Origin of the sequence: Microbacterium sp. NPDC060132, assembly GCF_042729675.1 — a bacterium.
In the GTDB taxonomy this organism is placed as follows: Bacteria; Actinomycetota; Actinomycetes; order Actinomycetales; family Microbacteriaceae; genus Microbacterium; species Microbacterium sufflavum.
Window position 1 is genome coordinate 2,398,671 of the sequence record NZ_JBHWXU010000001.1, and the last position, 24,323, is coordinate 2,422,993.

The window sequence follows — 24,323 nt, forward strand, 5'->3', positions numbered from 1 at the left end:
GTCGCCGTGACCGGCGTGACAGCCTGCGCACAGCCGCCCGTGCCTAGGATGGAGGGGTGACCTCGACCTCAGCCCCGAACCCGGCCACGCCACGAACCTCTCGACGAATCCTCGGCATCTCGCTGGTGATCATCGCCGCGCTGATCGCGGCGTTCTTCGTCTTCGCTTCGCTCTACACCGAATTCCTCTGGTTCGACCAGGTCGGGTTCACCGGCGTGCTGACCACGCAGTGGATCGCGACGGCGGTGATGTTCGTCGTCGGCTTCCTCGGCATGGCGGTCCCGCTGTTCGTCGTCATCCAGCTGGCCTACCGTCTGCGCCCGGTCTACGTGCGTCTGAGCTCGCAGCTCGACCGCTATCAGGAGGTCATCGAGCCGCTGCGCCGCCTGGCCATGTGGGGCATGCCCATCTTCTTCGGACTGTTCGCGGGCTTCGCGGCGGCGGGCAACTGGAAGACGGTGTGGCTCTGGGCGAACGGTGTCGCCACCGACACGGTCGACCCGCAGTTCGGCGTCGACACGGGCTTCTACATGTTCGCGATGCCGTTCTACTCGATCCTGCTCGCGTTCGTGTCGGCCGTGCTGCTGCTGTGCTTGCTGGTCACCGCGCTCGTGTCGTACCTGTACGGCTCCGTGCGCATCGGCCAGGGCGAGCTGCGCATCTCCAAGCCGGCGCGCATCCAGCTCGCCGTGATCGCCGGTCTCTATCTCCTGGTGCAGGCCGCGAGCCTCTGGCTCGACCGCTTCAAGACCCTCGTCACGCCGGACGACCGCATCACGGGTGCCGCGTACACCGGTGTGAACGCGACGATCCCCGGCCTGGCGATCCTCGCGATCATCGCCGCCGTGGTCGCGATCCTCTTCTTCGTCACGGCCGTCATCGGGCGCTGGCGGTTCCCGCTCGCCGCGACGGCGCTGCTCATCGTGGCCTCGCTGGTCGTGGGCGTCGGCTACCCCTGGGTGGTCACCACCTTCCAGGTGAAGCCGAACCAGAACGCGTACCAGGCGGAGTACTACCAGCGGAACATCGACGGCACGAAGGAGGCCTACGGGGTCGCGAACCTCGAGACCACCGCCTTCGAGGCCGAGACCGATGCGGCGGCCGGCCAGCTGCGGGCCGACGCCGAGACCACGGCGTCGATCCGCATCATGGACCCGAAGGTCATCCCGCCGACCGTGCGTCAGCTCGAGCAGTACCGCGGCTACTACCAGTTCCAGACCACGATGGACGTCGACCGCTATGAGATCGACGGCGTCATGCAGGACACGGTGGTCTCGGTGCGCGACCTCGACATGTCGGGCCTCGGCGACGGCGACAACTGGAACAACCGCGTCGCGGTCTACACCCACGGTTACGGCCTCGTGGCCGCGGCGGGCAACCAGCGCACGAGCGACGGTGAGCCGGTGTTCCTCGAGCGCGGCATCCCGAGCTCGGGCTTCCTGACCGACCGCGAGAACTTCGAGCCGCGCGTCTACTTCGGCGAGAACTCCCCGGAGTACTCCATCGTCGGCGCCCCGGAGGGCTCCGAGCCGGCGGAGATCGATTACCCGCGCGGCAAGGACGGCTCGAGCGAGACGAAGACGACCTTCGACGGCGACGGCGGTCCGAAGATCGGCGACACGTTCACGAAGCTGCTCTACGCGCTGAAGTTCCAGTCGGAGCAGATCCTGTTCTCGAACCTGGTGAACGACGAGTCGCAGATCCTGTACGACCGCGACCCGAAGACGCGCGTGCAGAAGGTCGCTCCGTACCTCGAGCTCGACAGCGACCCGTACCCGAGCGTCGTGGACGGTCGCATCGTCTGGATCGTGGACGGCTACACCACCAGCTCCACGTACCCGTACTCGACGAGCGTGAGCCTGTCCGACGCGATCGCCGACTCGAACGTCACCTCGCCCTCGCTCGCGATCGACGACATCAACTACATCCGCAACTCGGTCAAGGCCACCGTCGACGCCTACGACGGCTCGGTCACGCTCTACGCGTGGGACGAGGAGGACCCGGTGCTGCAGACGTGGCAGAAGGTGTACCCGTCGACGCTCAAGCCGATCAGCGACATGTCGGGCGAGCTCATGAGCCACGTGCGCTACCCGACCGACCTGTTCAAGGTGCAGCGCGACATCCTCGGCATCTACCACGTCGACAAGGCCGGCTCGTTCGCGCAGCAGGACAACCGCTGGCAGACGCCGAACGACCCGCGCAGCGAGGCGATGCTGCAGCCGCCGTACTACCTGACGATGCAGATGCCCGGTCAGGACCAGCCCCGGTTCTCGATGTTCTCGACCTTCATCCCGGCGTCGCAGGGCGCGGGAGGCAGCCGAGACGTGCTGATGGGCTACCTCGCGGTGGACTCGGACGCCGGGTCGGAGAAGGGCGTGAAGGCCGACGGGTACGGGCAGTTGCGCATGCTCGAGATCGACACCGACACCACGGTGCCCGGCCCCGGTCAGGTGCAGAACACCTACAACTCGGACACCGCCGTGGTGCCCCAACTGAACCTCCTCCAGCAGGGGGAGTCCGAGGTGATCTACGGCAACCTGCTCACGCTGCCCGTCGGCGGCGGTCTGCTCTACGTGCAGCCGGTGTACGTGCAGTCGTCGGAGGGCACGCAGCTGCCGCGTCTGCAGAAGGTGCTGGTCGCGTTCGGCGACCGGGTCGCTTTCGAGAACACGCTCACCGAGGCGCTCGACACGCTGTTCGGCGGGGACTCCGGCGCCACCGGCGGTGATGACGAGGTCGAGCCGACGGATCCGGGCACCGATCCGGGCACGACGGATCCGGACACGGGGGAGACCCCGACCGAGCCGACCGCGCCGACGGACGCCCAGGCCGACGCGCTGGCTGCTGCGCAGCAGGCCCTGCTCGACCGGCAGGCCGCGCTGGCCGAGGGTGACCTCGAGAAGTTCGGTGAGGCCGACAAGCGCCTCACGGCGGCCGTCGAGAAGCTCCTGGAGCTGGAGGGCGCCGCGGGGCAGTGATCCTGCGAGGCTGAGACGAATGGGCGTCCCTGCGGGGGCGCCCATTCGCGTATCCGCCGGACGGACAGAGGGCGGGCGAGGCCAGCGCGCGCAGGGAAAGGCGAAGGCCCCTGATCGGATTTCTCCTCATCAGGGGCCTTCTCTTGTTGCGGGGACAGGATTTGAACCTGCGACCTCCGGGAGCTGGGCGTACCAGAGATGAACTTTGCGGCAGCTTGCGGTAATTCTGACTGATCTGGGCTTCTCTTGTCGTCATCAGAACAACGCAAAACACCACAAACTGGCGATGACGACTGATTTCTGTCGAGCGAATCTGTCGAGTGCCGTCTAGGACTTGTGTCCTTCGACATAGTGGCGAGCGTGCCGGGCCTCGATGACGAGTCCCGGCGGGAAGAGTCGCGTCCCTCGCGGACTATCCTCTCGCCTCCTATGGCAATGTTTCGTTCGCCACCGGGACGGTCTATCTGCAGTGCGGTCCAATCGGACTTAAGTCCTATGGGTGGCATCACATGCAAAGCAATCATCAGTCGCAGTGGGAGGGGCGAGTGGTTCAGATGACCGGGCTACCCTACGGGACCCCAGGAACGCCCGCTTGGGACGACTTCATGGAGAGCTTCATCAAGCAGACACTTTGGGAACCGGGTGGAATCACGAAGGAGTACAGCGGGAAACGCTGCTACACCGCTATATTTGATGTCTACCGGCTGAGCTCCAACGGGACGCCCGTGTACCAATACACATTCAACCCGACAACTATTCTTTCCATGTCGAACAATCGAGTAATCTCGTCCTACCCGACGACCTCTCAGGACTGCACCCGACAGGCGCCGTGGTGGTAAGGAAAGTCGAGGTCGAACTTGGCGTGCCTTATACAGGATGGCCGCTCCGGGCGGGACCCGATTACGAGTTCGGGCAACAAACCCTTTCGCCTGCTCTTAAGGAAGCTCTAGTTGGTTGGGCTGCCGAGTTCAACAGAGAGTTCGACGATGAGACAGGCTGGTCCTCTGATGAGACGCGTCGTACGCATCAGGAAACAGGTGAGCGATTGCGCGATGAGATCCAGGACCTACTTGGAGACTCGTTTGCGGTAACCCTCAATCCGCTCGGAGCAGGGTCGCTCCCGCCGGAGGACGTACCTCCCAGGTCATAGTATCGTGAGCGGATCGCGGCATAACTGTCGACCGAATCTGTCGAATCGTACTCGATTCAAAAGGAAAAGGCCCCGAGATCGTGATGATCTCGGGGCCCTTCTTTGTTGCGGGGACAGGATTTGAACCTGCGACCTCCGGGTTATGAGCCCGGCGAGCTACCGAACTGCTCCACCCCGCGGCACAAGAAGTAACTTATCACGGATTCCGAGGGTCGTCGAATCGAGCGCGGGAGTCCCGGGGGTGCGAGAGGATGGGGCCATGTCCGAGACCGCCGTCGCCGTCGCCGTGTGCCAGTTCGCCCCGACCGCCTCCCGCGAGGACAACCGCGACACGATCGCGGCGCTCACCGCCGAGGCGGCGGCGCGTGGCGCGAAGCTCGTCGTGTTCCCCGAGTACGCGAGCTACTTCGTCGACCCGCTCGACGAGAGTCTCGCCACGCACGCGGAGACACTCGACGGCGACTTCGTGTCCACGCTCACCGCTCTCGCGGGGGAGTACGCGGTCGTGATCGTCGCCGGGCTCGTGGAGCGGGCGTCCACCGAGGGGCACGTGCGCAACGCCGTCGTGGCCGTGGACGGGAGCGGCGTGCTCGCGGTCTACCGGAAGCAGCACCTGTACGACGCCTTCGGTCAGACCGAGTCCGACTGGATCGAGGCCGGCGAGCTGACGGAGCCCGCGGTGTTCGAGGTCGCTGGGCTGCGCTTCGGGCTGCTCACCTGTTACGACCTCCGGTTCCCCGAGGTCGCCCGGCTCCTGGCGGTCGCGGGCGTCGACGCACTGGTCGTCCCGGCGGAGTGGGTGCGCGGTCCGCTCAAGGAGCATCACTGGACGACGCTGCTCGCGGCGCGCGCGATCGAGAACACGGTCTATGCGGTGGCGGCCGATCACCCGGCACCGATCGGAGTCGGGCATTCGCAGATCGTGGATCCGCAGGGGGTCGTCCTGGCCGGAGTGGGCAGCGCGCCCGGCATGGCGGTCGGCGTGGTGGAGCGCTCGGCCGTCGAGCGGGTGCGGCAGGTGAACCCGGCGCTGCGCCTGCGCCGCTACGACGTCGTGCCGCGCTGAGGACCCGCGTCAGGCGGAGGCGAGGCGGCGGGCGGCCTCCTCGAGCACCTCGGTGCGTTTGCAGGCGGCGAAACGCACGAGTCCGGCGTAGTCGGCCCGATGCTCGGCCGACACGAAGGCCGTGAGAGGAATCGCGACGACGCCCGCCCGCTCCGGGAGGGTGCGGCAGAACGCCGCGGCATCCGACCCGCCGAGTGCGCTGGCGTCGGCCACCGTGAAGTAGCCGCCCCGGGGCGCGTGCACCACGAAGCCCGCGGCGCGCAGGCCGTCTCCGAGGATCTCGTGCTTGTGGGCCAGCGTGGTGGTGGCGTCGCGGAAGAACGCGTCGTCGAGGCGGAGTCCCCGTGCCACAGCCGGCTGGAACGGTGAGCCGTTCACATACGTGAGGTATTGCTTCACGGTCAGGACGGCGGTGATGAGCGCCGCAGGTCCGTGCACCCAGCCGATCTTCCATCCCGTGGCCGAGAAGGTCTTGCCCGCGGACGAGATGGTCAGCGTGCGCTCGGCCGCGCCGGGCAGGGTCGCGATCGGCGTGTGCGGGCCGTCGAAGGTCAGATGCTCGTACACCTCGTCGGTGACGATGACGGCGTCGTGGAGCTCAGCCAGCCGGACGATCTCGGCCAGCACCTCGGGGCCGAACACCGCTCCGGTCGGATTGTGGGGGTCGTTGACGAGGATGAGGCGCGTGCGGTCGGTGACGGTCGCGGCGAGCTGTGCGAGATCGGGCTGGAAGTCCGGCGCGCGCAGGGGGACGGTCCGCAGCCGGGCCCCGGCCAGGGCGACCGCTGCGGCGTAGGAGTCGTAGTACGGCTCGAACACCACGACCTCGTCGTCGGGGCCGTCGATCAGTGCCAAGAGCGTCGCGGTGAGCGCCTCGGTCGCGCCGGCTGTGACGATGACCTCGGTGTCCGGGTCGACCTCGAGACCGTAGAACCGCCGCTGGTGCTCGGAGATCGCGGTGAGCAGGTCGGGGACGCCTCGTCCCGGCGGGTACTGATTGGCGCCGGAGGCGATCGCTGCCCTCGCTGCCTCGAGCACCTCCGCGGGCCCGTCCTCGTCGGGGAAGCCCTGGCCGAGGTTGATCGCGCCGGTTCTGGCCGCCGCGGCGGACATCTCTGCGAAGATGGTGGGCGCGACGGTCCCGTCTGCGGACAGCAGGCCCGCACCGGCCGCCGTGCGCTGCCATGCGCCGGGTATGACACTCATGAAGAACAGGCTAAGGCCATAGCCGAAACTCACGCTCGACATACGAAACGCACAGGCACACGCGCCATCCTGAAGGGGCGTCGAAGGAGCAGACACCATGAACGAAGACAACCCCCAGGACCACACCGCACCCGCGTCGAGCGATGCCGTGCCCACCCCGCCCGTCCCGCCGATCCCGTCCGGCGACGGCCACTCGACCGCCGCCGGCCCGACCGCACCGAACGCGAACCACACGTCGGGGCCCGCGCCCGCGCAGGGACACGAGGTGCCGTCGACGTTCGCGTCGCACGCCCCGGTCGCCCCGATCGTCGCGCCGGTTCCGCACGGCCTCGCCGCGCCGGGCTCGACCCCGAACGCTCCGGGCGCCGCATTCGGCGTCCCCGCCACCGCGCCCTCCGGCGCCCACGCGCCGTCCGACGGCAACGCCCCCGCGGCGACGAAGGAGAAGTCCCGCGGAGGAACGCGCATCGCCGCGTTCGTCGTGGCGGCCGCCCTCGTGGGAGGTGTCGCCGGGTTCGGCGGCGGTGCGCTTCTCACGGGCTTGCAGGATCGCCCGTCGTCCGGCACCGCGCAGGGCCCGCAGACCGTCACCGTGAACAACCCCGGATCGGTCAACGAGACCACGGCCGTCGCCACCGCCGCCCTCCCCTCCGTCGTCACGATCGAGGTCGCGGGATCGCAGGAGGCCGGCAGCGGCTCCGGCGTGATCATCAGCAAGGACGGCTACGTGCTCACCAACACGCACGTCGTGACGCTCGGCGGTGCCGTGGCCGACCCGACCATCCGGGTGACCGCATCGGACGGCCGCATCTACGACGCCACGGTCGTGGGCACCGACCCGATCTACGACCTCGCGGTCATCAAGCTCACCGACGCGAAGGACCTCACCCCGATCGAGTTCGCCGACTCGTCGAAGCTCAACGTCGGAGACACCGCGGTCGCGCTCGGCGCCCCGCTCGGCCTGGCGAACTCGGTCACGACCGGTATCGTGAGCGCGCTGAACCGCAGCATCCAGATCGCCTCGTCGGCGCTGCCGGACTCCTCGTCCGAGGATGCGCCGGAGCAGCAGTCGCCACAGGAGGGCCAGGGCCCGTTCCAGTTCGACATCCCGGGCAGCGGCGGCCAGCAGACGACGGACTCCATCTCGGTGGCCGTGATCCAGACGGACGCCGCGATCAACCACGGCAACTCCGGCGGTGCGCTCGTCAACAGCAAGGGCGAGCTGATCGGGATCAACGTCGCGATCGCCAGCTCGGGCAACTCCGAGGACTCGGGATCGATCGGCATCGGCTTCGCGATCCCCTCGAACATCGCCAAGCGCGTGTCCGAGGAGATCATCGCCGACGGTGCCGCCACGCACGGGCTGCTCGGCGCCTCGGTCCGCGACGCCTCGGGTGTTGAGGGAGCCACGGTGTCCGGGGCGTACATCGCCGACGTCACGCCCGGGGGCGCCGCGGCGGACGCCGGTCTGAAGGCCGATGACGTGGTCACCGAGTTCAACGGCGTCCCCATCACGGGCGCCACCGACCTCACCGCGCAGGTGCGCGCGGCGGCTGCGGGCAGCAAGGCCACCGTCACGTACGTGCGCGGCGGCAAGGAGTACGACGTCGACCTGACGCTCGGGACGCTCGCCGGCTGAGGCACCCTGCTCCGGACGGAGGGACGCCACCTCGCGCGATAGGCTCGCGGGGTGGCGTCCTTCTCTTTCGGCACCGGCAATGCGGCCAAGCTGCTCCGCATCCCGCTGTACGCCCTCGGACGCCTCGGCACACTGCTCGTCCCCCGGGGCCGGCGCTGGGTCTTCGGCTGCGGCGCCGGGATCGGCGACGGAGCTCTTGCGCTCCAGCGTCACGCCGCCGCTCTCGGTCACGACACGCTCTGGCTCACGGCCGACGACCGCGAGGCGCGCGACGCCGCTGCGCTGGGCATCCGCACCGTTCCCCGCTCGGGGCTGCGCGGCTGGTGGGCGACCGCGCGGGCCGGAGTCGTCGTGGTCACGCACGGACTCGGTGATGTGAACCGGTACGCGAACGGCGGTGCGTTCGTGGTGCAGCTGTGGCACGGCATCCCGCTCAAGCGCATCGGGCTCGACTCGCCCGCGACGACACAGGTTCCGCCGGTTCCGGGTGCCCCGCTGCTGCGGCGCCTCATCGGGGTGCTCTACCGCGCAACGGCGCAGCGCATCCGTGTGCTGCCCGCGGCATCCGACCGGGCCCGCGGGCGCCTGGAGTCGGCATTCGGACTGGGCGACGACCGGGTCGTGGTGACCGGCGAGCCGCGCGTGGACGTGCTGTCCGCCGGCACCGAGGCGGAACGCCGCGCGGCGGCGCGCGCCGTGCTGGTCGGTGCCGCGGGGGAGTTGCCGCCCGCCGCTCGGGTGCTGCTGTATGCGCCGACGTGGCGTGACGGCGCTCCCGATCCGTCCGTCCCGACCGCTCAAGAGTGGATCGAGGTCGTGCGGCTGCTGGAGCGCCACGATGCTGTGCTCCTGGTCCGTTCGCACCCCCTGGGCGCCGGCTCCTACGCGCCGCCCCTGCCGACCGCCAGGGTCCGGATGCTGCCGAGCGCGGTGCTCCCCGATGTGACACCGGCTCTCGCCGCGGTCGACGTGCTGGTCACGGACTACTCGTCGCTGGCGTACGACGTCGGACTGCTGCGCATGCCGGTCGCGTTCCTGGCGCCCGACGCGGAGGAGTACGCCCGCACCCGCGGCTTCTATGGACGCTACGCGGATGTCGCCACGACCGGTGCGGCCGAGGGATGGCAGGCGCTGCTGTCAGAGCTCGACGCGCTCCTGGGGGATCCCGCCGCCTTCGCCGATGCCGCGACGCGGTCCGCTACGCTCAGCGCGGAGATGCACGCGTTCCGCGACGGGGAGAACACCCGTCGCGTCTACCGGGCGATCCGCTCGCGGGGTGTGCCCGCGCCGAAGGGAGCAGCATGACGACGGCCCGCATCGATGTCGAGGCGGAGGCGCTGATCATCGCCGGGTCCGGCCAGCGACCCGGTATCGCCGAGCTCGCCGGACCGCGGGCGCGGGTGTCCGCCCGCCTGACCGGTGGCGGCACGACGTGGAAGGCGACGTTCCCGCTGCAGGCGTCGCGGTGGGGCGGGCCCGAGCTGCCGCTGCCGTCGGGCGAGTACGCGCTGTCGATCGAGGGCGTGGATGTGACGGAACTCCGCATCGCTCCCCTCGTCCTGCGTGGCGTGCGGATCGCGGTCGACGGCGCCACGGTGCGCATCGCGGCGCCGATCGATCCGGTGTACGACACCCCGGAGGGGCGATCGACGCTCGAGGAGCGCTACGTGTCGCAGGCTGGCGGCACCGAGAACGCGGTGTTCTTCGAGAGCTTCTACGGCCGCAGCGTCGGCTGCAACCCGCGGGCCATCGACCGCGAGCTCGCGCAGGGGGCACCGGAGGTGCGCCGCTACTGGAGCGTGGTCGATCTGTCGGTCGCCGTGCCCGACGGTGCGATCGCGGTGGTGGAGGGCAGCCCGGAGTGGTGGCGTGCCCGCGGTGCCGCACGTCTGCTGATCGTGAACGACTGGCTGCGCCGACGGTTCGCGCGCAAGCCGGGACAGAAGGTGCTGCAGACGTGGCACGGCACCCCGCTCAAGCGGCTCGCCCTGCACCGCCCCGGCTTCGACCCGCGCCGCATGGCGGCCGTGGTGAAGGAATCGCGGCGGTGGGACGTGCTGCTGGCGCAGAACACCTACGCCGAGCGCATCCTCCGCAAGGCCTACGCGTTCTTCGGTCGTCCGATCTGGGTCGACGGCTACCCCCGCAACGACGCGCTGATCACGGGCGACCCTGCGGCGGTGCGTGCGGCGCTCGGCATCGGCGACGAGGAGCGCGTGCTGCTGTACGCGCCCACCTGGCGTGACGACCGCGCGGAGATGGTCGACTTCGTCGACCCCGAGCTCCTCGCCCGTCAGGCGAACGCGGTGGTGCTCGTCCGCGGGCACTCCCGCACGCTCGAGCAGGGGAGGGACAGGGCAGGGGCCCGTGTGATCGATGTCACGGGCTACCCGGAGACATCCCAGTTGCTGCTTGCCGCCGACGCCCTCGTCACCGACTACTCGTCGGTGATGTTCGACTTCAGCGTGACCGGCAAGCCGCTCTACTTCCTGGTCCCCGACCTCGACCACTACCGCGGGCAGCTGCGCGGGTTCTACTTCGACCTCGCCGAGCGGGCTCCCGGTCCGCTGGTGCGCACGCAGGACGAGCTGGTGGCGGCGCTCGACGATCCCGAGCACGAGCAGAGGTACGCGGAGCGCTATGCGGCGTGGCGTCGGCAGTTCAACACGCGCGACGACGGGCACGCGGCGCGACGGGTCGTCGACCGCATCCTCGACCTGGGGTTCGTGACCCGCTGATCACCCCGTAGGTCAGGGCAGCGGCGTGTTGCGGCTGCCCAGGCGCGAGGCGTCCACCGTGTCTCTGGCACCGCGCAGCACGCCGGTCAGGAACCCGAGCCCCCAGGACAGGTGCATGGTGGGCAGCACCGCGAGAGTCCACAGCCGTTGCCGCAGGTCTCCGCCGCCGCGCGCACAGGCGACGGCCACCACGAGCAGGACGTACAGGACGATCGGCCCGTAGACGAGCACGGACGCCAGGATCGACGCCACCCCGCCGAGCACGCCCGTGAGCTGCAGCACGCCGACGACCACCGCCAGCACCACGAGCAGCACGAGGGCGGGCGGCGCGAAGTAGCGGAGGCCGTTGCTGCGGCCGAACCGCCGGACGAGCTCCCCACGCCACGCCCCGGTCGCCCGGAACTGTCGCGCCAGGCGCAGCCAGTTCTCGCGCGGCCAGTAGGTGACGGACAGCTCCGGGTCGAACCAGACCGCGTGGCCCGCCTGCCGGATGCGCAGGTTGAGCTCCCAGTCCTCGCCGCGGCGGATGGTCTCGTCGAACAGGCCGACCTCGTCGAGCACCGCGCGGCGCATCACCCCGAGGTAGGCCGACTCGGCCTCGCCCTCGGTGCGGCCTCCGTGGTACGCGCCTCCGCCGAGTCCGACGGGGGAGTTGTAGAGCCGGGCGACGGCCTTCTGGAACGGCGTGCGGCCCTCCGCGTGCATGACGCCGCCCACGTTCGCCGCTCCCGTGCGTGCGAGCGTCTGCAGGGCGTGGGCCGCGTAGCCGGGGGCGAGTTCGGAGTGCGCGTCGACCCGGACGATCGTGGGGTAGCGGCTTGCGCGGATGGCGGCGTTGAGTCCGACCGGGATGTGGGCGGCGGGGTTCTCGACGAGCCGGATGCGGTCGTCGGCGGCGGCCAGACCGCGTGCCAGCTCGGTCGTGCCGTCGGAGGAGGGCCCGAGAGCGAGGACCAGCTCGGTCGGACCCCCGACCTCCTGCGCGAGGACGGACTCGACCGCGTGCCGAAGGTAGGCGCGCTCGTTGAGCACCGGCATCACGAACGACACTCCGGTCGCGGGGTCGGTCGTCTTCTCTGGGGGCACACGTCGATCATGTCACGGCGGCTCCCTCGCTGGCTGAGGGCTGTCCACCGCTCGCGTCCCTCCGCCGGGAGGGGCGCGAGCGACGAACTATCCTGGAGGGATGGGTGCACTGTCTGATGCGAAGAAGGCCTACCGTCTGCTGCGACGGGCACTCGAGTCCCGCTCTGCCGTGCAGCGCGTGCGCCGTCGGCTCGCCGAACGGGAACCCTACCCGCCCGAGCACTTCCAGATCGCGGTGTACTTCGCCGACGGTGCGGTCAACATGTACCAGATGCGCCAGTGGTACCGCCCCCTCGCGGAGCTCTCGAAGCGCTGGCCCGTCGTGGTGCTCTCGCGCCAGGCAACGGGAGCCGAGAAGCTGCTCGACGAAGATGCGCCTCCCGTCGCGTTCGTGCCGAAGGTGCGCGATCTGGAGCGTTTCATCGCGACGCAAGACATCCGCATCGTGCTGTACGTCAACCAGAACACCCGGAACTTCCAGATGTTCCGCTACGGTCGCCGCTGGCACGTGTTCATCAACCACGGCGAGTCCGACAAGATGTACATGACCACGAACCAGTACAAGGCGTACGACTGGGCGTTCGTGGCAGGGCAGGCCGCCCGCGACCGGCTGTCGCGCACGCTGTGGGACTACGACGTGGACCGTCGCACGATCGAGATCGGCCGCCCGCAGGCCGACCACTACTCGGGCGTGCTGCCCTACGCACCCGACGACAGGATCGTGGTGCTCTACGCGCCGACGTGGGAGGGCGACCGGCCGAGCGCCCACTACGGGTCGATCGCCTCGCACGGCGAGGCGCTCGTGTCGGCGCTGCTCGCGAGCGGCCGTCATCGTGTGATCTACCGGCCCCATCCGCGCAGCGGTGTGGTGGACGAGGCCTACGGTGCCGCGCACCGCCGGATCCTCGCGGCGATCGCCGCCGCCAACGCGGCCGATCCCGCCGCGCAGCACGTGTACGACGACGGTCCCGAGCTGGGGTGGCAGCTCGCGGCGGCCGATGTCGCGGTGGTCGACATCTCCGCGATGGTCTACGACCGGCTCGCAGCAGGCAAGCCGCTGATGATCACCCGCCCCGTCGACCCGGAGGCCGCCGTCGACACCACCGGCTACCTCTCCGATTGCGAGTGGCTGACGGTCGAGGGTGCGACTGACATCGTCTCCGAGGTCGACCGGGTGCGGGCCGACGAGGCGGCCGTCGCGCGGCTGCGCATGTGGGTGCAGCACTACTTCGGCGACACCACCCCCGGAGTCGCGACCGCCAAGTTCCACGGGGCGATCGAACAGCTCATGCAGGAGTGGGATCGCTGGCGCGCCCACGAGGTGGGAACCGTGCGCGACGATCAGAACGACGACGACGAGGAAGCCGAGGACGAGGACGCATGAGCCTCGATCTGCCGCGCACCGCCGCAGTCGCCTCCCGGCTCGTGGTCGTCGAGGCCACCGGCTCGACGAATGCCGACCTGCGCGCTTCCGCGGCAGATCAGCGGGCCTGGCCGCACCTGTCCGTGCTCGTCACGGAGGATCAGACGGCGGGGCGCGGACGCCTGGATCGCACCTGGGTCGCGCCCGCCGGTACCGCGCTCGCGGTCTCGGTGCTCCTCCGTGACCTTCCCCGTGATCCGGCTGTTCGCGGCTGGATCCCGCTCGCCGCCGGGCTCGCACTGGCCGATGCGGTCGCCGCACAGCTGCCCGCCTGCGAGGTCGCCGTGAAGTGGCCCAATGACGTGCTGGTCGACGGTGCGAAGATCTCCGGGATCCTGGCGGAGGCGACGGCCGACGCCGTGGTGGTCGGCGCAGGGGTGAACACGCGCATGTCGCGGGAGCAGCTGCCGGTGCCGACAGCCACCTCGTTCGCAGCGCAGGACGCCGCCGTCGACGAGGACCTGCTGCTCGTCACCTACCTCACGGGGCTCGACCAGTGGCTGACGGCGCTCGCCGCGGGGGAGGACGCCCTCACCAGTGGCCTGCACGCCGCGGTGACGGCGCGCTGTGCGACCGTCGGCCAGGCGGTGCGCGTCTCGTTGCCCGACGGCAGCTCGCTCGAAGGAACCGCCGGCGCCCTCGACCCGGACGGGCGGCTGCTCGTGGTCGCCGACGGCGCGACGCGCGCGGTCTCCGCGGGCGACGTGGTGCACGTGCGGCCCGCGTGACGCGGGGACACGCCGCCCGGCGACCGGCGTTGTCGGTCTCCCGGGGCACAATGGTGGGGTGACCCAGCCCGTGACGCTCGGCGGGCGGCCGCTGATGCCGCCGCCCGGGGCCCCCGCCGAAGAGCTGCTGATCGCGCGCTTCCGTAGCCACGCGCGACGCCTGTTCTGGTCCGCAGTGGTGCTCATCGCGACGTTCGGGCTCACTGCCTACCTGTACGACAACCTGCCGGCCGGGTTCGAGAACTGGATGCTGCTCGCCGCAGCCGGCGCCGTGGTCCTGCTCGCGGTCGTGGTCCCCTTCGTCGTCTGGTACTCGCGCACCACCACCATCACGACGCGACGGGTGATCGCGCATCAGGGCATCGGTTCCCGGCAGCGCAGGGAGATGTCGCACGCGCGTGGGTACACGATCGGGGTGCGCCGCGGACCGCTCCAGCGCCTGTGGGGGTGCGGCACCGTGACGCTGTCCAACGGCGTCGACGCTCCGCTGCGGCTGCCGAACGTCCCGAACGTGACCCTGGTGCACGAGACGCTGGCGGACCAGATCGAGGTCGGGCAGATCCTCGCGCACCGCGACGCACAGGCCACCGCCGACGACACCGACGCCCTCTGACCCGCGGTCCCTCGCGCGCCCTCGAGTGCGGAAGAATGGGACCAACGAATGGAGGCGGCACATGGCGTTGCGCGTTGGCGTGATCGGCGGAGGACAGCTGGCACGGATGATGATCGCTCCGGCGGTCGAGCTCGGGATCGACCTGCGGGTGCTCGCGGAGGACGACGGCATGTCCGCCGGGCTCGCGGCCACGGCCGTCGGCGACTACCGTGACCTCGCGACGGTCCGCGCGTTCGCCGAGGGCGTCGACGTCATCACCTTCGATCACGAGCACGTGCCGCAGGACGTGCTGCGGGCCCTCGTCGCCGACGGCGTCGCGGTGCACCCGGGGCCCGACGCGCTCCAGTTCGCCCAGGACAAGCTCGCGATGCGTGCCCGTCTCGCCGACCTCGGGGTGCCGCAGCCCGAGTGGGCAGCGGTGCGGAGCGTCGCCGAGCTGCAGTCCTTCCTCGACGCCCAGGGTGGCGCGGCCGTGGTCAAGACCCCGCGGGGCGGCTACGACGGCAAGGGCGTGCGCGTCGTCCGCTCCGCCGACGACGCACGGGACTGGCTGGACGCCCTCGGTGAGGGGGAGGCACTGCTCGCCGAAGAGCTCGTGCCGTTCGTCCGCGAGCTCGCCCAGCAGGTCGCCCGGCGCAGCGGGGGAGAGATGATCGCGTACCCCGTGGTCGAGACCGTCCAGCGCGATGGGGTGTGCGCCGAGGTCATCGCGCCCGCCCCGGCCGCCGGCGATCGGCTGGTCGAGGTGGCGGAGGGGATCGGACGCACCATCGCGGAGGGTCTCGGCGTCACCGGCATGCTCGCGGTCGAGCTGTTCGAGACCGACGACGAGCGCATCCTCGTCAACGAACTGGCCATGCGTCCGCACAACAGCGGGCACTGGAGCCAGGACGGCGCCGTGACCGGACAGTTCGAGCAGCACCTGCGCGCGGTCGCCGACCTGCCGCTGGGCAGCACCGCTCCTCGCGCGTCGTGGTCGGTGATGGTGAACATCCTCGGCGGCCCGATCGGTGCCACGCTCGACGAGCGGTTCGCGTCGGCGATGGCGGAGCACCCCGGCGCCAAGATCCACACGTACGGCAAGGCGCCGCGTCCGGGTCGCAAGGTCGGACACGTCAACGTCGCCGGGGAGGACCTGGACGAGGCGGTGTACGTCGCTCGGGCGGCCGCCGCGCACTTCGCGTGACGCGAGGCGGACGGGACCTGGGCGCAGCCGCGTGCCGCTGGGGTGTTCTCCCAGTGCGAGCCCGTAGCCTGTTCTGGTGACAGAGCCACTTCACTCCTCCGCTGCGCCCGTGGTCGGCGTCGTCATGGGGTCCGACTCCGACTGGCGCGTCATGAGTGACGCCTCGCAGGCCCTGACGGACTTCGGGATCCCACACGAGGTCGAGGTGGTCTCGGCGCACCGCACCCCCGACAAGCTCATGTCGTATGCGCGGGAGGCCCGCGCGCGAGGGCTCCGCGTGATCATCGCGGGGGCCGGCGGAGCGGCCCATCTGCCCGGGATGCTCGCGTCGATGACGCCGCTGCCCGTGGTCGGTGTTCCCGTGCCGCTCGCGTACCTCGACGGCATGGACTCGTTGCTGTCGATCGTGCAGATGCCGGCGGGGATCCCCGTGGCGACCGTCTCGATCGGCGGGGCCCGCAACGCCGGCCTCCTGGCCGCCCGCATCCTCGGCGCCGCCGACGCGGAGCTCGCCGACCGGGTCGAGGCCTACGCGGCCGATCTCGAGTCGCAGGTCGCGGCGAAGAACGAACGGCTGAAGGACTCGCTGTGACCCTTGCGCCTCCGCGCGCACGACAGCGCCCGATCATCGAGACCCGGCCGCTGCGGCACCCGGACTCCACCGACCCCGGGATGATGTCGAAACGCGGGTGGTGGCTCATCGCGATGAACCTTCTTCTTCCGGGGTCCGCTCAGGTGCTGGCGGGCAACCGCCGTCTCGGTCGGTTCGGTCTCGGCGCCACGCTCACGGCCTGGCTGCTGGTGATCGTGACCGTCGGTCTCGCCCTGTTCGCCCGACCGGTCCTCCTGTGGCTCACGGTCGCCGGCGGGTTCTTCTCCGCCGTGGTGCTGACGATCGTCCAGGTGCTGCTGGTGGCGTACGTGGTGCTGTGGATCGTGCTGACCCTCGACACCCTGCGCCTCGTGCGGCTGGTCAAGGTCCCCAACCCCTCGCGGCTGGCGATCCCCGTGGTGGCGCTCGTGCTCCTCGGTCTGGTCGGCGGCGCCGCCGGTTACGCCGCGACATCGGTGGGATCCGTGCGGGGAACCGTCGGGGCGATCTTCGGGCAGAGCGGACCGAGCCTCCCGCCGAGCGACGGCTACTACAACATCCTCCTGCTCGGTGCGGACAGCGGGGACGGCCGCGACTCCATGCGTTTCGACAGCATCTCGGTCGTGTCGGTGAACGCCGAGACCGGTGCGGTCACGATCACGGGCATTCCGCGTGAGCTCCCGAATGCGCCGTTCAGCGACGGCAGTCCCATGCAGGCGCAGTACCCGAACGGATTCGAGGGGCACAGCTCGTCGACCTGCGGGTGGAACGGCTGGATGAACCACGTGCGTTACGCCGCAGAGGTGTGCCGGGACGACGGAGGAGCGGAGCTGTACCCGAAGGCGGTCGCCCAGGGCTCCGAGCCGGGCATCGAAGCGACGAAGGATGCCGCCGAGGGCGTCCTCGGGATCGAGATCCCGTACTACGTGTTCGTCGACATGCACGGCTTCGCCGACCTGGTCGACGCGCTGGGCGGGGTCGATATCAACGTCACCGAGCGTCTCCCGAAGGGCGGTCCGCCCGAGGGATGGACCGGGACGGACGTGAACGAGTGGGCGATCGGCTGGATCGAGCCGGGCCAGCAGCACATGGACGGCGACACGGCGCAGTGGTACGCCCGCTCGCGCTACACGACCAGCGACTGGGACCGCATGAAGCGGCAGCGGGAACTTCAGGAGGCGATCCTGGCTCAGTTCACGCCGCAGACCGTGCTGACGCGGTTCAACGAGGTCGCCGCGGCCGGCACGGCGTTGATCAGCACCGATCTGCCCCAGGACAAGCTTCCGGAGTTCTTCGATCTGATGCTCAAGGCGAAGGAGCAGCAGGTCACGACGATCGAGCTGACCCCGGATTCGGGCGTGGACGAGCACAACCCCGACTACGGGTACATCCACCAGATGATCCAGCAGGCGCTGCACCCGCCGACGTCGACCCCCACGCCCAGCCCCTGACGGAGGGGGCCCGCTCCGCGTGGGCATGGCGCAGCCCACGGGCGACGCTCCCGAGGGTCGTCGCCCGTGGGCGTCCGGTGCAGCACCGGATTCGCCAGACGACGGTGATCGGAGGGGGAGGGATCACCGTCGTCCAGCCGACCACCGCGCGAGGCGGCAGCCAGGCTCAGGCGCGCTTGCGGCGAACGATCCCGGTGGCGACGAGCGCCCCACCGGCGACCAGGGCGGCAGCTCCACCGCCGAGCACCCACGGCGAGACCGAGCCGCCGGTGAGCGCGAGCTCCATGCCGCCGCCGGTCAGGGGCAGCTCGGTACCCGCGGGTGCGACAGCAGGGTCGTGATCGCAGCTGGACGCGGCGTCGTGGCCGTGCGACACGGTGATCGTGGCGGTGTACGGACGCGAGCCCCCGAAGGCGACGGCGTAGGAGCCCTCACCGTCGGCCGGCGGGCGGAACGTCAGCGTCATGCTGCCGTCGGCGCCGGCGGTGTTGCCGGAGGTCGCGGCCTTGCCCGCGTTCTTGCCGGAAACGGAGACCGCCACGTTCTCGGACGGCAGGAAGTACCCGGGGCCGAAGACGATGGTGGAGACCTCGCACACGTCGATGATCGGGTCGCCGACCTTCACACCGGGAGGCGAGGGGTACGAATCGCTGGATGCGTCCGGAATCGTCGGCGCAGCGGTTGCGATGGTCGGCGCGACGAGTACCAGCGCGCCAGCGGTAAGGCTGATGGCAGCCAGTTTCTTCAGCATGATCTCTCCCCAGAAATGTCACGCGGAATCGCCTCCGGACACACCCCTGCGTCCGACTGCGTGAGGTCTCCTGCCCCCACGGCAGGTTCACAGACCCCAGTTATTCCCCAGTGAGATGACAGTACCCCATTCGAGGGAGATTGTCACGAACCGCAGCGGAGTGTGTCCTTGGTCAGCTCCGGCCCCGTGATCAGGGGGGTGTGCAGCACCTCGGTGAGCCGCTGACCGGCACCCGTGCCCTGGAACTCGACGGTGATGGTGGTCGACTCGCCGGGCGCCAGCTGCACCTCGTGCTGCACGACGGACCGGTCGCCGAGCATCGCCGTCTGCACGCCGTCGTCCTCACCGTCCCTGTCCACGTGGGACGGGGTGGCGCCCTCGGGGCCGTACACCGCGATGAGCGTGCGCACGGTGCCGGGCGGCACGCCGTAGAACCCGTCGCCCGTCACGTACGGCGGCAGGGAGGTCGCCGCGTCGGCGGGTGCGGTGTTCGTCCAGGTGACGGTGATCTGCGTGGTCGGCTCTCCGTCGCAGCGCCCGACGGCGGTCGCGATCGTGGCGCGCGTGTAGTAGTCCATCTTCGCGCCGGTGCCGTCGTTGAACAGCACGCCCACGTGACTCGTGTCGGCCGAGTCCGGGGGGATCGTGCCGCCGAGGGCGCTCGCGGCGAGCAGGGTCTCCTCGTCCTCGTGCGCGCTCCAGATGCGGATCCGACCCTCGCCCGCGGCATCGGCCAGCGCGCCGATCAGAGCCTGGGGATCGCCGCCCGACAGGGCTGCTCCGAACAGGCCGCCGGCTGCAAGAGCGAAGATGTCATCCTGTGCCACGGGGTCGGGGACGGCCGCGTAGATCTCCGACAGCAGAATGCTCGTGATCGTGTCGGACGTCGCCGTGAAGGGCCCGAACGTCAGGTCGCCCGTGACCTCCATCAGATGCTCGGCGACCAGGGCGTCCACGGCGATCACCCCGTCGACCTGGCCGCCGAAACGCCCGACCCACCGTGCCGCGATCGTCTCGCCGGCCTCGCGGAAGTCGGGGATGCTGGTGATGTTCTGCAGGAACCGTCCTGGACGATCCTCGAACAGCGCCGTGGTGGACTCGCTCACCGGGAGGGGGACATCGAGGGCGGGGAAGTCGCGCGTGGATGCCTGGCTCTGCAGGGTCACCCGCCCGTTCTCGGCGTGCAGCAGGGCGATCGAGCCGATGATGCCGCCCGAGGAGCGCAGTTCGGCGTTGTTCTGCATCGCGAGCACGTACGTGCGCGGACCGTCGCCGCCCAGCATCGTGGGCAGGAGCACGGCAGCGCCGTGCAGCGAGCCCACGACCGTCGCCGCCTGCGTGACGGATCCTCGCATCTGACGGATGGCATCGGCGAGAGGGGGCAGCGTCGCATCGGCGTCGATGCGCTTGGCACGGTCGTCGGCGGAGGTGAGCGACGCCGCGGCGGCGGCCAGGGGCTCCTCGACCTGGGCGAACGGCGCGAGGTTGATCGCGCCGTCGGTGAAGCCCAGGCTCGACAGGTCGAGATCGGCGCCGACCTGCAGCAGGGGTCGCAGCGCCTCGGTCGATACGTCGTCCGCGATCTCGGCGATCTCGCTGACGGCCTGGAAGTTCGGACCGACCCACGGCAGGACGCCGAACGCGTGCCAGATCGGATCGGAGGTGAGGTCATGGGCGGAGGCCGCGTTGCGGGCGATGGCATCGGAGATGGGCTCCGCGCCGTCGAGATCGCCCTCCGCGATCGCCTGCTTCAGCTGGGTCGCGCCCTTCGCGACCTGACGCAGATCGTCCACCGCGCCGATGCCGCGGACCGTGACCCAGCCGATGGCGATCACGAGCAGTGTCAGGAGGATGCCGATGGTCCATCCGATCCATCGGCGTCGGGCAGGAAGTCGGCCATCGCTCACTCGAGCATTCAAGCACGGTGGGTACGCGCGAGGCCATGGAGCGCGCACGTGAGGTCATGCGTTGCTGTGGGAACGCTGAAATTGCGGACCGGCGGGCGGTGCGCTCCACGGCTCCGCAGCATGCCGCGGTTAGCCTGAACCCATGGGTGCTCGGCTGCGTGTGGTTCTGGATCAACTGGTGCACGTCGTGGACCAGGACCAGGCCACGGCGGCACGTGAGCTGACGGCGGGGCTCGTCGCGACGGCCCCGTCCGGCTGCGCGGTCGACGCGATCGTACCGGCGGGCGCGCAGGTGGACGTCACCGGGGTCGACGAGGTGCGCACGCTCGGTTTCGGTCGCCGGGAACTGGCGGCCTCGTGGCAGCTGGGCATCGCTCCGGGTGTGGGCGGCGGGATGATCCACGCGCCCACGCTGATGGCGCCGCTCGTGCGCCACGACAGGGTGCACGACCACGATCAGACCACCGTGACGGTGTGGGACCTGTGCGCCTGGGACGACCCGGGCGCCCTGTCGAAGTCGGCCGTGGCCTGGCAGCGCGGCATGCTCCGCCGTGCCGCGCGGCACGCGGACGCCGTGGTCGTGCCGACCCACGCCGTGGGGGAGCGTCTGGCCGAGATCGCCCGACTCGGCGACCGGATCCGCGTCATCGCCGGCGCACCGCCGCACGATTTCGCCGTGCCTGCCGACGCCGAGTCCCGGCGGGGCGCGCTGTCCCTGCCGTCGGAGTACATCGTCCTGACCGGATCGGCGGACACCCTCGCGGCGGGGTTCCGTGGAGCCGTCGCCGCCGGCGTCGATGCCGTGGTGCTCGACGCCCCGGAGGGCTCGGAGCCGCGGCTGGCCGAGGTCGCCTCCGCCGCAGGCCTGCCCGAACGGCGCGCGCACGTGCGCGGTGCGCTGTCGGCAGCGGACCGAGCTGCCGTGCTCTCGGGGGCGTCCGCCTACGCGGCGACGAGGACGGTCGCGGGGTGGCCGTGGCGCGCCGTCGAGGCGCTCACCGTCGGGGTGCCCGTCGTGGCGAGCGATACCGGGTGCCACCGTGACGTGATCGCGGACGGCGGGATGTTCGCCGCGCCGGACGACCTTCCCGACGCGCTCGCCGATGCGGCGGGCAACGGTTCTGCGCGCTTGCGGGTGCTCGCATCGGACCGGTCGCGCGCGTTCTCCTGGGCGGGCGCGGCAGAGAGGGTGTGGAGCCTGCACGCCGACCTGTGAACGGCTGGGAAGACGCTGCACAATCGGGCGACACGCCGAATTCCCCTGGTGGAAACGTCGCAACAGTGGCATCATCCCGCAACTTCCGTCACACTGGTCACATGTCTCGACGTGCCCCACGCTCGCGAAACACCCTGAGGACCTCCCGACTCCTCACCTGTTTCCTCGCCGTCTCCGCCCTCCTCGTCGGCACCGTCATGCCGGCCACCGCCGCGACGGCCGCCGCTTCCGCTTCCGCGCCCGTCGCCCGCGCGGTCGGCGCCCCCGCGGCGTCGGGGATCGCGAAGAGCACGCTCGCCGGCTTCACGCCCGGCAACATCATCAGCGACGCCGTCTTCACCAACAAGGACACGATGACGGAGGCGCAGATCCAGGCCTTCTTCAACGCGCGCGTCTCGCGGTGCCTCGGCGGCACCGACGAGGACGGTCGTCCCATCGTGTGCATCAAGGACTTCAAGATGACCACGGTCACTCGGGCCGCCGACCAGTACTGCGACGGATACACCGGCGCCGCGAACGAGAGTGCCGCGCGCATCATCTACCGTGCAGCGCAGTCGTGCGGGATCAACCCGCAGGTGCTCATCGTGATGCTCCAGAAGGAGCAGAGCCTGGTCAACCACACGTGGCCCAGCGCCTGGCGCTACGACATCGCGCTCGGACAGGGCTGCCCGGACGACGCGCCCTGCGACCCGCAGTACGTCGGCTTCTTCCACCAGATCTACGGCGCCGCCCGCCAGATGCAGATCTACATGGAGGGCAAGTGGTTCCAGTACTACGCGCCCGGCCGCACCTGGAACATCCTCTTCAACCCGAACCGCGCGTGCGGCTCCTCGCCGGTGTACATCGCCAACAAGGCGACCTCGGCCCTCTACTACTACACGCCGTACCAGCCGAACGCCGCGGCGCTGCGCGCCGGATACGGCGACGGCGACACCTGCTCGGCCTACGGCAACCGCAACTTCTACAACTACTTCACCGACTGGTTCGGCTCCACCCAGGCGCCCCAGGTGCCTTCGCTCGCCTCGGTCAGCTCCTCGTCGTACATGGTCGGCGTCGACAGTGCCGGCGTGCTGTGGGGATACCCGTTCGCGAAGAACGTGTGGGGCAACCGCAAGCAGCTCGCGAGCGGCCTGACCGGGGTCAGCGCGGCCATGGTGGTCGGCGATCTCGACGGCAGCGGCACGCGCGACCTCATCATCCGCCAGGGCAACGGCGTCTCGGTGATGCGCGGCAGCGGCGCCAGCTTCTCGGCACCGCAGTCGCTGAACCTGGACTGGAGCGGCGTGGTGCTCTCCACCGCCGCGGGCGACCTCGACGGCGACGGCATCCCCGACGTGCTCACCACCGCCAAGAACGGCGACCTCATGCTGTGGCGCGGCAACGACAAGGGCGGCCTCCTGCCTGCGATCCGCGTCGGCTGGGGGTGGGCCGGCATGAACATGCTCGTCGGCAACATCGACCTCAACGGCGACGGCAACCCCGACCTCATCGGCAGGGACGCCGCCGGTCGACTGTTCGCCTACTACGGAGACGGCGGCGGCGGCTGGACCGGCTCCCGTCAGCTCGGGCAGGGCTGGGGTGGCATGACCGCGATCTTCGTGCCGGGCGACTTCACGGGCGACGGCGTCAACGACGTGGCGGCGCGCACCGCGAACGGCGACCTCTACATGTACCCCGGCGACGGACGGGGAGCGATCACGTCGAGCGGCAAGATCGGCAACGGCTGGCAGATCCTGTCGGCGCTGACCGGTTCGGGCGACCTCGTCACCAAGCCGCGGGCCATGCCATCGGGCGTGGGCGACGTCGACCGTGACGGCGGACCCGACGTGCTCGGGCTCACGGCACAGGGGAACCTCAACCTCTACCGCGGGAACGGCGCCGGTGCCTGGCGCGGCTCCCAGCAGATCGGCTCGGGGTGGACGGCGGGCGACCGACTGATCCCCATGGGCGACTTCAACGGCGACGGGTACCGCGACCTCGGCCGGGTGACTCCCGACGGACGGCTCTGGCTGATCCCCGGCGTCGCGGGCGGCTACGGGCAGCCCGTCGTGATCGGCAACGGCTGGCAGAACCACACGCTCCTCGTGGGCGGCATCGACTTCGACGGCGACCGCAACACCGACATGATCGCGCGCAACTCCGCCGGCCACCTCGTGTACTACCGCGGTGACGGCAGGGGCGGCTGGGCGAGCCAGGCCATCCAGATCGGCTACGGCTGGGGCGGCTTCGACATGGCCGTCAACGGCGGCGACTTCGACGGCGACGGTCGGGCGGACCTCATCATGCGCACGACCGACGCGCGCCTGTGGGTGTACCCGACCAACGGCACGGGCGGCTGGGGCACGCCGCGTCAGATCGGTGTCGGGTGGGGCGGCTTCAACGCCCTGTTCAGCCCCGGCGACTTCGACGGCGACGGCACCTCCGACCTCCTCGGGCGGCACACGAACGGCAACCTCTACCTGTTCCGCGGTGACGGCCGTGGCGGCTGGGGCGCGAGCGGCGTGATCGGGAACGGCTGGAACACGCTCACCGCCCTCGGCTGAGCGCGTGCCGTGAAGGCGTCCGGACGGGTGCCATAGGATACTGGAGTGCG

17 protein-coding genes and 1 tRNA gene are annotated in these 24,323 nt (G+C 70.3%); 13 read left to right on the forward strand and 5 right to left on the reverse strand.

Translation table 11 applies throughout. The annotated features are described in order from the left end of the window. Positions 1-56: 56 nt before the first annotated feature. Complete coding sequence (locus tag ACFWCH_RS11625) at positions 57-2,978, forward strand: UPF0182 family protein (protein WP_136029959.1); 2,922 nt, start codon at positions 57-59, stop codon at positions 2,976-2,978. Between the two features lie 1,255 nt (positions 2,979-4,233). Here ACFWCH_RS11625 and ACFWCH_RS11630 read toward each other — a convergent pair. After that, a tRNA-Met gene (locus ACFWCH_RS11630) sits at positions 4,234-4,307 on the reverse strand. An 80-nt stretch (positions 4,308-4,387) separates the two neighbouring features. Between ACFWCH_RS11630 and ACFWCH_RS11635 the strand changes: the two genes are divergently transcribed. Next, positions 4,388-5,194: a carbon-nitrogen hydrolase family protein gene (locus ACFWCH_RS11635; protein ID WP_136044825.1), complete on the forward strand. Its 807-nt coding sequence runs from the start codon at positions 4,388-4,390 to the stop codon at positions 5,192-5,194. Between the two features lie 9 nt (positions 5,195-5,203). Here ACFWCH_RS11635 and ACFWCH_RS11640 read toward each other — a convergent pair whose 3' ends face one another. After that, positions 5,204-6,400: an aminotransferase class I/II-fold pyridoxal phosphate-dependent enzyme gene (locus ACFWCH_RS11640; protein ID WP_136035597.1), complete on the reverse strand. Its 1,197-nt coding sequence runs from the start codon at positions 6,398-6,400 to the stop codon at positions 5,204-5,206. A 97-nt stretch (positions 6,401-6,497) separates the two neighbouring features. Here ACFWCH_RS11640 and ACFWCH_RS11645 point away from each other — a divergent pair, with 97 nt between their 5' ends. From ACFWCH_RS11645 to ACFWCH_RS11655, 3 genes are read left to right on the forward strand one after another with little or no spacing between them, the layout of a single operon-like run. Continuing rightward, positions 6,498-8,039, forward strand: coding sequence for a trypsin-like peptidase domain-containing protein (locus ACFWCH_RS11645; RefSeq protein ID WP_378803568.1), 1,542 nt, complete (start codon positions 6,498-6,500; stop codon positions 8,037-8,039). 51 nt (positions 8,040-8,090) lie between these two features. Continuing rightward, a complete protein-coding gene (locus ACFWCH_RS11650; RefSeq protein ID WP_136035937.1) occupies positions 8,091-9,344 on the forward strand; it encodes a CDP-glycerol glycerophosphotransferase family protein in 1,254 nt (417 codons plus the stop codon). Beyond that, the gene (locus ACFWCH_RS11655; protein WP_378803569.1) at positions 9,341-10,777 is read left to right on the forward strand and encodes a CDP-glycerol glycerophosphotransferase family protein; all 1,437 of its coding nucleotides are present in this window, start codon (positions 9,341-9,343) and stop codon (positions 10,775-10,777) included. Before ACFWCH_RS11650 ends, ACFWCH_RS11655 begins: the two co-directional genes overlap by 4 nt. Positions 10,778-10,789: 12 nt before the next feature. Here the strand turns inward: ACFWCH_RS11655 and ACFWCH_RS11660 are convergent, their stop codons facing one another. Continuing rightward, positions 10,790-11,815: a glycosyltransferase family 2 protein gene (locus ACFWCH_RS11660; protein ID WP_136030000.1), complete on the reverse strand. Its 1,026-nt coding sequence runs from the start codon at positions 11,813-11,815 to the stop codon at positions 10,790-10,792. 148 nt (positions 11,816-11,963) lie between these two features. On the opposite strand from ACFWCH_RS11660, the gene ACFWCH_RS11665 reads away from it, so the two are divergent. From ACFWCH_RS11665 to ACFWCH_RS11690, 6 genes are all read left to right on the forward strand, one after another. Continuing rightward, positions 11,964-13,247 (forward strand): CDP-glycerol glycerophosphotransferase family protein, encoded by a 1,284-nt coding sequence (locus ACFWCH_RS11665; RefSeq protein ID WP_136035935.1) that lies wholly within the window; start codon positions 11,964-11,966, stop codon positions 13,245-13,247. Continuing rightward, positions 13,244-14,014 (forward strand): biotin--[acetyl-CoA-carboxylase] ligase, encoded by a 771-nt coding sequence (locus ACFWCH_RS11670; RefSeq protein ID WP_241115289.1) that lies wholly within the window; start codon positions 13,244-13,246, stop codon positions 14,012-14,014. Before ACFWCH_RS11665 ends, ACFWCH_RS11670 begins: the two co-directional genes overlap by 4 nt. Before the next feature lie 58 nt (positions 14,015-14,072). After that, the gene (locus tag ACFWCH_RS11675) at positions 14,073-14,627 is read left to right on the forward strand and encodes a PH domain-containing protein (protein ID WP_168387224.1); all 555 of its coding nucleotides are present in this window, start codon (positions 14,073-14,075) and stop codon (positions 14,625-14,627) included. A 61-nt stretch (positions 14,628-14,688) separates the two neighbouring features. Next, entirely contained in the window at positions 14,689-15,813 is a 1,125-nt protein-coding gene (locus tag ACFWCH_RS11680) for a 5-(carboxyamino)imidazole ribonucleotide synthase (protein WP_378803570.1), read from the forward strand. Between the two features lie 124 nt (positions 15,814-15,937). Continuing rightward, positions 15,938-16,405 (forward strand): 5-(carboxyamino)imidazole ribonucleotide mutase, encoded by a 468-nt coding sequence (purE, locus tag ACFWCH_RS11685; protein ID WP_136029996.1) that lies wholly within the window; start codon positions 15,938-15,940, stop codon positions 16,403-16,405. After that, positions 16,402-17,856 carry an LCP family protein gene (locus ACFWCH_RS11690; RefSeq protein WP_136029939.1) on the forward strand — a complete coding sequence of 485 codons (1,455 nt, stop codon included), beginning with the start codon at positions 16,402-16,404 and terminating at the stop codon, positions 17,854-17,856. The genes purE and ACFWCH_RS11690 overlap by 4 nt, the downstream gene beginning before the upstream one ends. Before the next feature lie 166 nt (positions 17,857-18,022). Here the strand turns inward: ACFWCH_RS11690 and ACFWCH_RS11695 are convergent, their stop codons facing one another. Beyond that, positions 18,023-18,481: a hypothetical protein gene (locus ACFWCH_RS11695; RefSeq protein ID WP_240744521.1), complete on the reverse strand. Its 459-nt coding sequence runs from the start codon at positions 18,479-18,481 to the stop codon at positions 18,023-18,025. A 269-nt stretch (positions 18,482-18,750) separates the two neighbouring features. Continuing rightward, positions 18,751-20,514, reverse strand: coding sequence for a DUF4012 domain-containing protein (locus ACFWCH_RS11700; RefSeq protein ID WP_136035337.1), 1,764 nt, complete (start codon positions 20,512-20,514; stop codon positions 18,751-18,753). 142 nt (positions 20,515-20,656) lie between these two features. Here ACFWCH_RS11700 and ACFWCH_RS11705 point away from each other — a divergent pair, with 142 nt between their 5' ends. Together ACFWCH_RS11705 and ACFWCH_RS11710 are read left to right on the forward strand one after the other, a co-directional pair. Beyond that, on the forward strand, positions 20,657-21,730 hold the full coding sequence (locus ACFWCH_RS11705; RefSeq protein WP_378803571.1) for a glycosyltransferase: 1,074 nt from the start codon (positions 20,657-20,659) through the stop codon (positions 21,728-21,730). Between the two features lie 197 nt (positions 21,731-21,927). Further along, positions 21,928-24,273 carry a VCBS repeat-containing protein gene (locus ACFWCH_RS11710; RefSeq protein WP_206251497.1) on the forward strand — a complete coding sequence of 782 codons (2,346 nt, stop codon included), beginning with the start codon at positions 21,928-21,930 and terminating at the stop codon, positions 24,271-24,273. The last annotated feature ends 50 nt before the right edge of the window (positions 24,274-24,323 follow it).